Genomic DNA, 12,672 nt, shown 5'->3' with positions numbered 1-12,672 from the left:
AATTAACCCTCCTGATCATTCGCTAACTGGGCTTTAAATGCACGTATAGCATGTTCAGCAGCTTTTTGTTCTGCTTCTTTTTTTGATTTGCCATGACCAACGCCAAGCTCTTTGTCATTCAACAAAACTTTTGACTCAAATGTACGATTATGTGCAGGACCGTTTTCTTTTATAATCTCGTATTGCACAGTACCTGAGTTATTTTGTTGAATTAATTCTTGCAATTGGCTTTTGAAATCCATCACATGTGAAAAAGCACCGAGCTCCACTTTAGGGAATACAACTTTGTCTAAAAATGTTACAACTGTTTCTAATCCTTGATCTAAATATAATGCGCCTACGAAAGCTTCAAAGCAATCTGCTAGCAATGCTGGGCGTTCTCGGCCCCCTGTAATTTCTTCTCCTTTACCCAACAGTACAAATTCGCCAAAATTTAATTCATTGGCAAACATAACAAGTGAAGATTCACAAACTATCGCTGCACGTAATTTCGTCAGCTCACCCTCACTCATTTTTGGGAATTTTAAAAATAAAAATTTGGAAACAGTTAGTTCTAGCACGGCGTCCCCTAAAAATTCAAGGCGTTCGTTATCTTCAAACAGCTTTCTACGATGCTCATTTACAAATGATGAATGTGTAAATGCGTTATACAATAAATTCGCATTCTCAAAATGCACGTCTAATTGTTTTTGTAATTGAGCAAATTTTAAACGTGATTGTTCAGAAATTGCTCCATTCTTCTGCGAGAGTCCCTGTATTTTCATTTTTTATCAACCTTCTTATTTTCCATTTCATACACCTCTATTTTACCTTTTTCTTTTCTAATCTGCAAAGTATTATAGGAAAGCTGCGCTGAGTTGATTCTCCACTAGCAATGTTATTCTGGCAGGGATTAGCAATCAGTAGTCCCTCATCTTGGCATAGCTTTCCTTACAAATCAAGGTATGGACTTTGCTGCTGAATAATCCTAGATAAAAATATAACTTCCCCTGCAAGAATACTGCAAGGGAAGTTTCAAGTATAGTATGTGTTTAAAAACTTAAAATTAGCCTAATTTGCTTTCGATAAAGCTTACTGCATCGCCTACAGTGCCGATTTTTTCAGCGTCCTCATCATCAATTTGCATATCAAACTCTTCTTCAAATTCCATTACTAACTCAACTACGTCTAGTGAATCCGCACCTAGATCGTCGCGGAAAGAAGCTTCTGGCTTCACTTCGCTTTCATCAACACCTAGACGGTCAACTACTACTTTAGTTACACGTTCAATTACTGTTGCCAAATTGTTCACCTCCCCTCAATGATTATACAAAAAACATCAAATTATTAATAGTTAAAGTTACATGACCATTCCGCCATCTACATGCAAAGTTTGACCAGTCATATAGCTTGCATCATCGGACGCCAAGAATGCAACCACTTTCGCTACATCTTCTGGATTACCTAGCTTAGCTAACGGAATTTGACCAAGCATTTGTTCTTTAATATTCTCAGGCAATTCTTCCGTCATTTCTGTATCAATAAAGCCAGGCGCTACAGCATTGACATAAATATTACGCGCAGCCAATTCTTTAGCTGAAGTCTTAGTCAGACCTATAACGCCAGCTTTTGCAGCAACATAATTTGCTTGTCCTGCATTGCCGGAAACACCAACGATAGACGCGATATTGACAATACGACCAGCACGTTGTTTCATCATTTGGCGAGAAACAGCCTTAGTGCAAAGGAAGACGCCTTTTAAATTGGTATTCATTACGGCATCCCAATCGTCTTCTTTCATGCGCATAAGTAAATTGTCGCGCGTAATGCCTGCATTATTAACTAGTATGTCGATTCTGCCAAATGTATCAATGGTTTCTTTCATAAGAGCTGAAACATCGTCACTATTTGCCACATTGGCTTGTACTGCTATAGCTGTACCACCATTTTCTTGGATCTCATTCGCTACTGCTTCTGCTTTCTCTTTGCTACCGCTATAATTGACAACTAATTTTGCTCCAAGTTTTGCTAGATATAGGGCAATCGAACGTCCAATGCCTCTTGAGGCACCGGTGACAATTGCAACTTGATCTGTTAAATTAGCCATTTCTACCACTCCTTCGCAGCTTCTACAACTTGCTCTAACGTTGCCAAGTCATATACACAGTATGTTTTCACTTTGCGATCAACCTTTTTAATAAGACCACTCAATACCTTGCCAGGCCCGCATTCAATAAAGACATCTACGCCTGCCTCTAGTAATGTGCGTACAGAATCTTCCCACAGAACAGGACTGTATAATTGTTCTACTAACAATGATTGGATGTCTTGCTTCTTCGTTACAGGTTGTGCAGTGACATTAGCAATGACAGGGATTTTTGCATCTTGCATTTCTATGCTTGCCAACATTTCTTTCAATTCACCTGATGCGGGGCGCATTAATTCAGAATGGAACGGACCACTCACTACTAACGGAATAGCACGTTTCGCACCTGCTTCTTTCGCTTTCAAAGAAGCTTCTTCCACGCCTTTAGCTGTTCCAGAAATGACGATTTGTCCTGGGCAGTTTAAATTTGCTAACTGCACTAACTCACCATTTCGAGAGACTTCATCCGTTACTTCTTTTAACGCTGACCGATCAAGACCTAAAATGGCCGCCATAGCCCCTTCTCCAGCGGGCACAGCCTCATTCATGTATACGCCGCGTTTATGTACTGCTTGCACACCATCTTTAAATGACATCACATCAGAAGTCACTAAGGCCGCATATTCACCTAAGCTATGGCCTGCTGTATAAGAGGGATGTATGCCTTCTTTTTTCAATAGTTCAGCAATCATAACGCCAGTTGTTAATAATGCAGGCTGAGCATGATATGTTAATGTGAGATCTTCTTTTGGGCCTTCTAGCATTAGTTTGGATAGCTCGAAACCTAATAATTGGTCGGCTTGCTTATAATAATTTTCAGACTCGTTGTCTGCAAGGAATTCTTGTCCCATTCCTACAACTTGAGAGCCTTGTCCTGGAAAAACAAAAGCAACTTTCACCATATTTTTCTCCCCTTGTCTTTCATTTTTAATCGTTTGTTGTTATTGTTTCATCAATTGTTTTACTAACGTTATATTCAACCATTTGACGAGCTTGACGTATCGCGCTCGCGAATGCTTGTGCATTAGATGACCCATGAGCTTTTATGACAGGTGCTTTAAGGCCAAATAATGCAGCACCCCCATATTCGGTGTAATCCATTTTGCTCTTTAAGTCTTTTAATTTATCTTTCATTAGCAATGCTGCTACTTTTGTTTTCGCGGAAGCCATAAACGCTTCTTTCAGCATACTAAAGACATTGCCAGCTGTACCTTCAATCGTTTTTAAAACCATATTGCCTGTAAATCCATCTGTTACTACTACATCTGCTGCATGATTAAGCAATTCACGCGCTTCTACGTTGCCAATGAAGTTGATTGGTGCTTCTTTTAATAGAGGGAACGCATGCTTAGCCAGATCATTACCTTTTTTATCCTCTGTCCCAATGTTCAATAAACCAACTGTTGGATTTTCAATGCCTCTCACTTTTTTGGCATAGATGCTTCCCATAATTGCGTACTGTACAAGGTTTTCAGGTTTTGCATCAGCATTGGACCCAAGATCGAGCATATCAAAACCACTGCCGTCAAGCGTTGGCAATGTAGTAGATAATGCTGGACGGTCTATACCCTCAATCCGATGTACAATAAATAATCCCGCAGCCATCAATGCACCTGTGTTACCGGCAGAAATGCAAGCATCTGCTTCTCCATCCGTAACTGCTTGTGCCATTTTAACCATGGAGGCATCTTTTTTGCGGCGTACTGCTCTTACAGGTTCATCGGTACCTTCAATGATGTCTTCGCAATGGATTACCTTCAAACGAGGATGTTCCTTAAGATATGGCTGCATTTTTTCTTGATGGCCATATAGTAAAACCTCTAAATCCTGTGACGATTCAAGCGCCTGAAATACGCCTTCAATTATCGCTTTAGGCGCGTGATCTCCGCCCATGCCGTCTACGGCTAACTTCATTTATGTTCACTGCCTTTCGTGCGGTACATTTCAAATTCCCCAGTAAAAACTGTGTTTCCATCAACTGTTGATGTTACTGTCACAAACGTCCGTTTTCGTTCTTTGTCATTGCTTGTGACCACAGCTTTTGAGATAACGCGTTGCCCTGCTTTTACCGGCTTTAAAAAGTAAATATCAGAATGTGCTGTGAGAGCTAAATCATCATCAATTACGGCAACAGCCAATGAATTGGCTTGCGCAAATAAATGATGCCCCCTCGCAATGCGGTTCCGTTGAAATACGTGTTCTTCACCCACATCAAAAATCGATAGGGCTTTTTCATCTAATTCAATATCAATGATGTCGCCGACAACTTCATCGATCGGCAGGGACTTTACTTCACTTTCAAAATTGTTTGCTGCGACATCTTTAATCCGTTCGCGCAATTCAGGGATAGACAACTCCATACGATCCAATCTTATTGTTTGAACGCTTACATGAAACTTTGAGGCTAGCTGTTCATCTGTGATGAAAGGGTTGTCTGTTATGGTTTGCTGCAATAATAATTGTCGTTCTTTCTTGGAGTACTTCATATTATTCTTCGTCGCCCCTTAATATTAGCACTTGGTACTAATATCAGTATATAAATATAAAAAAAAGAATGCAAGTGTTGTTTTCACTCCACCTTGCATCCTTTTAATCAATTCTCTCGCCATCGAGTGCTCCAGACCCCTGTAGACGCTCTCTCAATGGACTATATTCATCATCTTGCCAAAAATCAGTAGAATTAATTAGTTGTATTGCGTCTTGCCGTGCAGTCTCTAATGCTCTGTAGTCGTGGACTAAATCCGCCATCTTAAATTCTGGCAAACCGCTTTGTTTTTTTCCAAAGAAATCGCCAGGACCACGTAGTTCTAAATCTTTTTCTGCCAATTGGAAGCCATCGTTCGTTTCTGTCATTGAATGCATTCGAACTTTTCCTTCCTCACTTTTAGGATCGGCAATTAATACGCAATAAGACTGAAAATCACTTCGTCCGACACGCCCCCTCAATTGATGAAGCTGAGCTAAACCAAAGCGCTCTGCATCATAAATCACCATAAAAGTGGCGTTCGGGACATTGACTCCAACCTCTACAACTGTCGTTGACACCAATACATCCAGTTCTCCGTCACTATACGCTCGCATGACAGCATCTTTTTCTTGAGCAGGCAATCTGCCATGCATCAAGCCAACCTTATATTTACCATTAAATAAAGTGATTAATTGTTGATACACATCAACTGCATTTTGAACATCTAGTTTGTCGGATTCTTCAATGAGCGGGCAAATCACGTATGCTTGACGGCCTTGAGAGAGCTCTTGCTCCATTTGTAGGAGGACCTGCCCAAATTGTTCATGCTTTACCCAACTGGTTTCAATCTTTTTTCTACCAGCAGGCATTTCATCGATAATGGATACATCCATCTCTCCAAATGCTGTGATTGAAAGGGTACGAGGAATGGGTGTTGCTGTCATGAAAAGAACGTCAGGATTTTCCCCTTTTTCACGCAATATCCTTCTTTGTTCCACACCAAATCTGTGCTGTTCATCTGTAATGACTAAGCCTAATCGTTGGAACATTACATCTGGCTGGATAAGCGCATGGGTTCCTATTAATATATCAACTTCGCCTTGTTTTAATCTCTGTAATAGCTCTTTCCTTGCTTTTTGCTTGATGGAGCCTGACAAGAGAGCAACTTCTACTCCGAACGGCCTTAGCCATTCATCAAGTGAAGCAGCATGCTGTTCAGCTAAAATTTCTGTGGGCGCCATTAGGGCACCCTGAAAGCCTGCTGTGACAGCAGAATAAAGTGCAATAGCTGAAACGACTGTTTTCCCAGACCCAACATCTCCTTGAAGGAGCCTATTCATACGTTCAGGAATCAACAAATCACGAGAGATTTCGTTCACCACTTTTTTTTGCGCCTGAGTCAGTTCGTAAGGCAGCGATTGGATGAATTGACGTACTTTTTTTAAATCATAATGGATCTCTATGCCATGTTCTTGTTGCTTTCTTGTTTTTCTGAGTGCTTGAATTTTCATTTGGAAAAGTAACAGTTCTTCATAAACAAATCTTCGCCTAGCTTGTTTTGCATGAGCAGCATCTTGCGGAAAATGCACACCTTCCAAAGCATCCGGCAAATCTAGCAATTTATACTCCTTACGTATGCTTTCAGGTAATGTTTCCGGAAGATCCGCTTTGGCATCATCCAAAGCTTGCCTCATAAATTGTCTGAACTTTTTCTGAGACAGCTTTCCTTTCAAACTGTAAACAGGTTCGAAATCCGCTTGATCTGTTTTCGGGCCAAATGTAATGTTGCTCACATTGATGACTTGTCTTCCACGATCCCATTTCCCTGTAACTGTCACAATCATGCCAGGCGACAATTTAGTCCGCAAGTAATTTTGGTTAAAAAATACTAGTTTAATTAGGTGGCGCCCAACTAAAGCTTGCAGCTGCATTCTAGACTTATTTTTCCCTAGATAAAGTATAGCTGGTTCGCTTTCAATGCGCCCTTCTACAGTAACGCGCTCATTGTGAGGCGTTTCTGCTATATCTTTTAAGCGAAAGTCTTCATGACGGTATGGAAATGTCCAAATGAGATTCTCGACTGTTTCAATGCCCATTGCCTGCAATGCTTCAGCAGAAGCCTTACCCACACCTTTCAGCTCTGTTACAGGGCTGAACAGATTAGCCACGTTCTAAAACAGCTCCACCGAAAATTTTTGCTTGTAGCGCTTTGCCGGTCGGTGTAGCAGCTAAACCGCCTTGCGCAGTTTCTTTTAGTGCAGTAGGCATTGTTTGACCAATACGATACATGGCACCAATGACTTCATCAGTTGGAATGCGGCTAGTAATGCCAGCTAGAGCCATATCTGCAGCAACCATCGCATTGGCTGCACCCATGGCATTACGCTTCACGCACGGTACTTCTACAAGCCCTGCAACAGGGTCACAAACAAGGCCGAGCATATTTTTCAAGGAAATAGCGAAAGCATGCGAACTTTGTGCAGGTGTACCACCAGCCATTTCAACAATCGCAGCTGCTGCCATAGCTGCAGCTGAGCCAACTTCTGCTTGGCAACCGCCCGCTGCACCAGAAATAGAAGCATTATTGGCAACCACAAAACCAAATGCACCTGATGTGAACAAATAGCGTACCATTTGTTCTTTTGTTGGATTTAATTTATTCTTCACAGCAAAAAGTGTACCTGGAACTACGCCCGCAGATCCCGCTGTTGGTGTAGCGCATATTGTCCCCATTGCCGCATTAACTTCATTTGTCGCTACAGCTTTGCTAACAGCATCTAGCAAGATATCCCCTGATAGACCTTTGCCTGATTGAATATAATTTTGCATAAGAACGGCATCCCCACCTGTCAAGCCTGTAACAGACTTTACGCCTTTTAAACCCTTCTCAAGTGCTTCTTCCATTACTTTTAAATTATTTTCCATTTGGGCAATAATTTCTTCTCTGCTTCTTTCAGACATTAACATCTCTTGTTCTATCATGATCTCTGAAATAAGCTTATTTTCATTTTCAGCGCGTTCAACTAATTCTCTTACATTATGAAATAAGACTTCCATCTTTTTTTCCTCCTATTTTTTTATGCGTGTCACCTTGGTGATATTTGGTAGAAGTTCGATTTCTTCCATTATAGATTGGTCAATATTTTGATCAATTTCAATGACCATTAACGCCATATTTCCTCTCTCCTTACGAGATACTTCCATATGGCCAATATTAATATCATATTCTGCAAGGCATTTCGCCACATTTGCAATACAGCCTGCACGGTCATTATGAACAACTAAAATAGCAGGCATGCCTCCAGACAATCGAAGCGGAAATCCATTCAGTTCTGTTATCTCAATTGTACCTCCACCGATTGAAATACCGACGATTGACATTTCTGTTTCGTCATCTCCAATTACAATCCGGGCTGTATTTGGATGTTCGGTATGATCTGTTTCAGGTATAAATTCAAATTCCAAACCGGCATTCTTTGCGTCTTGGAATGCTGTTTTAATGCGTTCGTCGTATGTCTCGTAATCTAGCAATCCACCAATGATTGCTACGTCTGTTCCATGTCCTTTATATGTCTCCGCAAATGAGCCATATAAATGAATCTTTGCCCATTTTGGAAGGCGTCCAAATAAATCTCTAGCAACACGGCCGATGCGAGCAGCGCCAGCAGTATGAGATGATGATGGTCCAATCATAACAGGACCGATAATATCGAACACAGATGTATATTTCATATCATTTCTCCCCAATTTTTATGAATGTTTTATCCAATATTATTACCGGACGATACCTTCCCATCTAAGCTTAAATGAATAGTTGTCCGTAAGATTCCTTGTTACTACTAATCTCGCATAAAGAGACATATAACCCCTAGTGCGTTAAGTTTAACTTTATCTCAATTTTACACGAATACTAGCGTTTAACCAAACTTTTTTGTTTCACCATAAGAAAAACAGCTAAGCGATCATCTTAGCTGTTCTTCGTCCTATTTTCTTATTCTACTGAGAAGATATAAGGATATAGCGGCTGTTTGCCGTTATGAACTTCTACTTCTACATCAGGATATTTTTCTTCAATGAAATGTACTAATTCGTCTGCTGTTTCTTTTTTAATGTCTTCGCCATAAAGCACGGTTACGATTTCAGATTCCTCATCAATCATATCGCTAAGCAGAAGCTCTGATGCTACTTTCAAAGAAGGGGTTGCTTGAATAATGCTGCCTTCATTAATGGCCATAAAATCATCTTTATGGATTTCAATGCCATCAATTGTCGTATCGCGAACAGCAAAAGTGATTTGTCCAGACTTAACATTCGTACTTGCATTTGCCATATGTTTTTTATTTTCTTCAACTGTTTGATCAGGGTTGAAAGCAAGAACCGCCGCCAAACCTTGTGGAATTGTCTTAGTCGGCACAACTGCTGCCTCAATGTCTAATAGCTCTGCAGCTTGTTCTGCTGCCATGACAATATTTTTGTTATTCGGCAAAATTAACACTTTTTCAGCGCCAACTTTTTTAACAGCATTTACGATATCTTCTGTAGAAGGGTTCATTGTTTGTCCGCCTTCTATGACATAGGAAGCTCCAATACTTTCAAGAAGTCTTGCCACACCTTCACCCATTGCCACTGTAACAATCGCATAAGGATGCTTCTTCACTTCTTTTTCTGCAGCTTTTTTTGTATCTCCCTGTGGATGGTCTTCACCAACAATAGCTGTATGTTGTAGACGCATATTATCTACTTTTATTTTGACCAAGCTTCCATATTGATGGCCATAGGATATTACTTCTCCTGGCGTTTCGGAATGCACATGGATTTTTACGACTTCATCATCTGAAATAACAAGTAATGAATCACCGAATTTGCTCATATCATTTCGGAATGATTCCTCATCAAATGGTTTCTTTCCTTCTTCAAACCGCACCATGAACTCTGTGCAATAGCCATATACAATCTCTGAAGTGTCCATGAAATCTTGCGCCTTGTGATGCTCTGCATTGACTAAATCATCAAGTGATTCCACAACGGTAGCAGTAGGAATTTCCTCACCCTTTAATACCGCTGTAAATCCTTCATAAACAAAGACTAAACCTTGTCCACCACTATCCACTACGCCTACTTCTTTTAGAACAGGTAGCATTTCAGGGGTTTGGGCAAGCGCTTCCTTTGCCGCTGTTAACGTTTCTTCCATCACTACACGAATGTCTTGTTCATGTTCAGCGACTTCTACAGCTTTTTCAGCAGCGACGCGCGCAACAGTCAAAATAGTGCCTTCCACAGGTTTCATAACTGCTTTATAAGCTGTGTCAACACCATGCTTTAGCGCTTGTGCAAATTTTATGGAATCCAATGTATCTTCTTTTTCTACTGCTTTTCCAAAACCGCGGAATAATTGAGAAAGTATAACGCCGGAATTACCGCGTGCACCCATCAATAACCCTTTAGATAAGGCTTGTGCTGTATTACCGATGCTTTCTGTTTTATGAGCAGCCGTTTCTTTGGCGCCAGATGTCATCGATAAATTCATATTTGTTCCTGTATCGCCATCTGGCACAGGAAATACATTTAGCGAATCAACATACTCTGCATTTTGAGATAAATGGCGGGAGCCTGCCTCCACCATTTCCGCAAATTTGATCCCGTCTAATGACTTCATAAGTTTTTAGTTCCTCCTCTTACACGTTCGCCACACGAACACCTTGCACGAAAATATTTACAGAATGAACACTCATTCCCAGTGTTTGATCGAGTGTATATTTTACTTTGGATTGGACTTGATATGCAACCTCAGAAATTTTTGTTCCATAACTGATAATGACATACATGTCTATATGTATATCTTCGCCATCTTGGCGAACGATCACGCCTTTTGCAAAATTTTCTTTGCGAAGTATATCTGTTAAACCATCGCGTATTTGATGTTTACTAGCCATGCCGACAATGCCGTAACATTCAATTGCTGCACCCCCTGCAATCTGTGCAACTACATCATTAGAGATATCAATTCGACCGAATTCATTTTTCAATTCTACTGACATAATAACTCCTCCTGATTTTTCGACTATCTCTTATTGTACTATCAATTCTTTGCAAAGGACAACATTATCTAGACTCTTTGCACATTATACAATAGTTTTTTGCATTTGTACTATAAAACTACATTTAACTACAGACAGGTAGAAATGAGCAACAGGTAAAAGCGTTTTTGTTATTTTCAATATTTTTCACTAGAATGTTTAAATGATTTTAAGTGTAAAGGCTTTTTTCTTGAAAGAGGGTCAAAATCAGTTGCAATGGCGAAAAGTGTGTGTTAAATTATTAAAGTATGTGAAATACCGAAGTGAAATCATAAATTTTTCAACTTCTTTATGAGGAGGGAATTAATATGCCAAAAAAATGTGTGATTACTGGACGTAAAGCAGTATCTGGTAACAATCGTTCTCACGCAATGAACGCTAACAAACGTACTTGGGGAGCTAACCTACAAAAAGTTCGTATCTTAGTAGACGGTAAACCGAAACGTGTATGGGTTTCTGCTCGTGCACTTAAATCAGGTAAAGTTGAACGCGTTTAATTTTAACATTAAAACGCCAAGTTGATTTTCTCAACTTGGCGTTTTTTCTTTCCCTTTTTTCTTTTTTGAGGCTGTTGCTGTTTTTTTAGGCCCTGCCGAATCATTAGATACCATTTGCAAACAAAAACGTGCAAAGTTGCTCACTACTTTTGGTAATTGAAATGTGTATACTTTCAACTGGTCACTCCTTATCATCTGTACTTCTTATCATTAAACATATGCCATGTGTGAAAGAAATAGACGCATATTCACCCACTATTTCGTTACTCGTAAAACGAGTCGTCCCTAAATCAATGATTTCATCCGTTGTTTCGTACAGCATGTTTTTCAAAGTAACATTTAAGACATTGCTACCATACGCGAAAAAGGATATATACTTGAAATAGGAATCTGCTACTATCTTATGTTCGCCAGGCTGAAAAAATTGCAAAGAATTCATTTTATTTATAATTTTAAATTCAATAGATGGATGCATTTCTTGTAACCGATAGATCATTCGCATATTTGCCTCAAAATGATCTAATCTTCCGCCTGTTGCTCCAATTAATATAACTTTTTCCGGCTTGTATGCCAAAGCTCTGATAACGGCAAGCTCCGTATCCGTTTCATTTTTCTGCGGTGGATGATGTTCAATGCCTGATACGCGTTCTTGTATCCTAGACCATTCACTCTCTGTAAGCGAATCAAAATCACCTATAGCCAGGTCTGGCATAATCCCATGATCCATCAATGTTATGGTTCCATGATCGGCTCCGATAAATACCGCATTTTTAAACGAAAGGAGGAAATCGCCTGTAACGATTTCCTCCTTCGGTCCGCCAGCACAAATAACGACTGTTGTCATTTGATCGCTTCTTCTCCTGCTGTTAAAATGCTTTGCAATGCAGCCTTACGGTCTTCTTGTCCGTATATGGCTGAACCAGCAACAAAAATGCTGGCGCCTGCTTGAGCGCAAGGTTTAATCGTTTCTGCATTAATACCACCGTCAATTTCAATTTCCACATTCAAGTTCTTTTCTTTAATCATACCTGCTAATGTTTCAATCTTCGGAACGACAGAATGGATAAATTTTTGTCCCCCAAAACCTGGATTTACTGTCATGAGCAGTACTAAGTCTATGTCTTCTAAGACATGTTGAATGGTTTCAACTGGTGTATGAGGGTTTAATACAACACCTGGTTTTGCACCGAGTGAGCGGATTAGCTGAATCGTGCGATGTAAATGTCTGCACGCTTCCACATGTACAGTAATATAGTCCGCACCGGCATTCACGAACTCTTCTATATACTGATCAGGATTTTCAATCATTAAGTGAACATCTAATGGCAGATTTGTTACAGGGCGCAACGCGTCAACTACAATGGGACCCATCGTGATATTAGGAACAAAATGGCCATCCATAACATCGATATGAATTAATTTAGCTCCTGCTTCTTCTACGGCTTTTACTTCTTCAGCCAATTTTGAAAAATCAGCTGCTAAAATAGATGGTGCGATTTTAATCAT

The 12,672-nt window shown here is 40.1% G+C and carries 15 protein-coding genes; 1 reads left to right on the top strand and 14 read right to left on the bottom strand.

Annotation, left to right across the window (positions count from 1 at the left end; translation table 11 throughout):
• Positions 1–2: 2 nt before the first annotated feature.
• From rnc to F0527_RS03975, 11 genes are all read right to left on the bottom strand, one after another.
• Positions 3–764, bottom strand: coding sequence for a ribonuclease III (rnc, locus tag F0527_RS04025; RefSeq protein WP_147194185.1), 762 nt, complete (start codon positions 762–764; stop codon positions 3–5).
• 281 nt (positions 765–1,045) lie between these two features.
• Positions 1,046–1,291: an acyl carrier protein gene (locus tag F0527_RS04020; RefSeq protein WP_304621408.1), complete on the bottom strand. Its 246-nt coding sequence runs from the start codon at positions 1,289–1,291 to the stop codon at positions 1,046–1,048.
• A 48-nt stretch (positions 1,292–1,339) separates the two neighbouring features.
• Complete coding sequence (fabG, locus tag F0527_RS04015; protein WP_150283884.1) at positions 1,340–2,086, bottom strand: 3-oxoacyl-[acyl-carrier-protein] reductase; 747 nt, start codon at positions 2,084–2,086, stop codon at positions 1,340–1,342.
• A 2-nt stretch (positions 2,087–2,088) separates the two neighbouring features.
• A complete protein-coding gene (fabD, locus tag F0527_RS04010) occupies positions 2,089–3,027 on the bottom strand; it encodes an ACP S-malonyltransferase (protein ID WP_150283883.1) in 939 nt (312 codons plus the stop codon).
• Positions 3,028–3,052: 25 nt separating this feature from the next.
• On the bottom strand, positions 3,053–4,039 hold the full coding sequence (plsX, locus tag F0527_RS04005; protein ID WP_150283882.1) for a phosphate acyltransferase PlsX: 987 nt from the start codon (positions 4,037–4,039) through the stop codon (positions 3,053–3,055).
• On the bottom strand, positions 4,036–4,611 hold the full coding sequence (gene fapR, locus F0527_RS04000) for a transcription factor FapR (protein WP_150283881.1): 576 nt from the start codon (positions 4,609–4,611) through the stop codon (positions 4,036–4,038). The genes plsX and fapR overlap by 4 nt, the downstream gene beginning before the upstream one ends.
• Before the next feature lie 103 nt (positions 4,612–4,714).
• Positions 4,715–6,760 (bottom strand): ATP-dependent DNA helicase RecG, encoded by a 2,046-nt coding sequence (gene recG, locus F0527_RS03995; protein ID WP_150283880.1) that lies wholly within the window; start codon positions 6,758–6,760, stop codon positions 4,715–4,717.
• Positions 6,753–7,649, bottom strand: coding sequence for an L-serine ammonia-lyase, iron-sulfur-dependent, subunit alpha (sdaAA, locus tag F0527_RS03990; protein WP_147194197.1), 897 nt, complete (start codon positions 7,647–7,649; stop codon positions 6,753–6,755). Before sdaAA ends, recG begins: the two co-directional genes overlap by 8 nt.
• Before the next feature lie 12 nt (positions 7,650–7,661).
• On the bottom strand, positions 7,662–8,324 hold the full coding sequence (sdaAB, locus tag F0527_RS03985) for an L-serine ammonia-lyase, iron-sulfur-dependent subunit beta (protein ID WP_066785328.1): 663 nt from the start codon (positions 8,322–8,324) through the stop codon (positions 7,662–7,664).
• Positions 8,325–8,583: 259 nt separating this feature from the next.
• A complete protein-coding gene (locus F0527_RS03980; protein WP_150283879.1) occupies positions 8,584–10,248 on the bottom strand; it encodes a DAK2 domain-containing protein in 1,665 nt (554 codons plus the stop codon).
• 19 nt (positions 10,249–10,267) lie between these two features.
• Positions 10,268–10,630, bottom strand: a complete 363-nt coding sequence (locus tag F0527_RS03975; protein WP_066785323.1) for an Asp23/Gls24 family envelope stress response protein — start codon at positions 10,628–10,630, stop codon at positions 10,268–10,270.
• 347 nt (positions 10,631–10,977) lie between these two features.
• On the opposite strand from F0527_RS03975, the gene rpmB reads away from it, so the two are divergent.
• The gene (rpmB, locus tag F0527_RS03970) at positions 10,978–11,166 is read left to right on the top strand and encodes a 50S ribosomal protein L28 (protein WP_066785320.1); all 189 of its coding nucleotides are present in this window, start codon (positions 10,978–10,980) and stop codon (positions 11,164–11,166) included.
• Positions 11,167–11,196: 30 nt separating this feature from the next.
• Here the strand turns inward: rpmB and spoVM are convergent, their stop codons facing one another.
• The 3 genes from spoVM to rpe are packed head-to-tail and all read right to left on the bottom strand — an operon-like array spanning position 11,197 to position 12,672.
• Positions 11,197–11,343 carry a stage V sporulation protein SpoVM gene (spoVM, locus tag F0527_RS17185; RefSeq protein WP_223823519.1) on the bottom strand — a complete coding sequence of 49 codons (147 nt, stop codon included), beginning with the start codon at positions 11,341–11,343 and terminating at the stop codon, positions 11,197–11,199.
• A gap of 4 nt (positions 11,344–11,347) precedes the next feature.
• Positions 11,348–12,010 carry a thiamine diphosphokinase gene (locus tag F0527_RS03960; RefSeq protein WP_066785317.1) on the bottom strand — a complete coding sequence of 221 codons (663 nt, stop codon included), beginning with the start codon at positions 12,008–12,010 and terminating at the stop codon, positions 11,348–11,350.
• Positions 12,007–12,672 (bottom strand): ribulose-phosphate 3-epimerase, encoded by a 666-nt coding sequence (gene rpe / locus F0527_RS03955; protein ID WP_150283878.1) that lies wholly within the window; start codon positions 12,670–12,672, stop codon positions 12,007–12,009. Before rpe ends, F0527_RS03960 begins: the two co-directional genes overlap by 4 nt.

It is taken from the genome of Rummeliibacillus sp. TYF-LIM-RU47, assembly GCF_008638315.1.
In the GTDB taxonomy this organism is placed as follows: domain Bacteria; phylum Bacillota; class Bacilli; order Bacillales_A; family Planococcaceae; genus Rummeliibacillus; species Rummeliibacillus stabekisii.
This window is presented reverse-complemented; position numbering and strand designations above follow the sequence as displayed.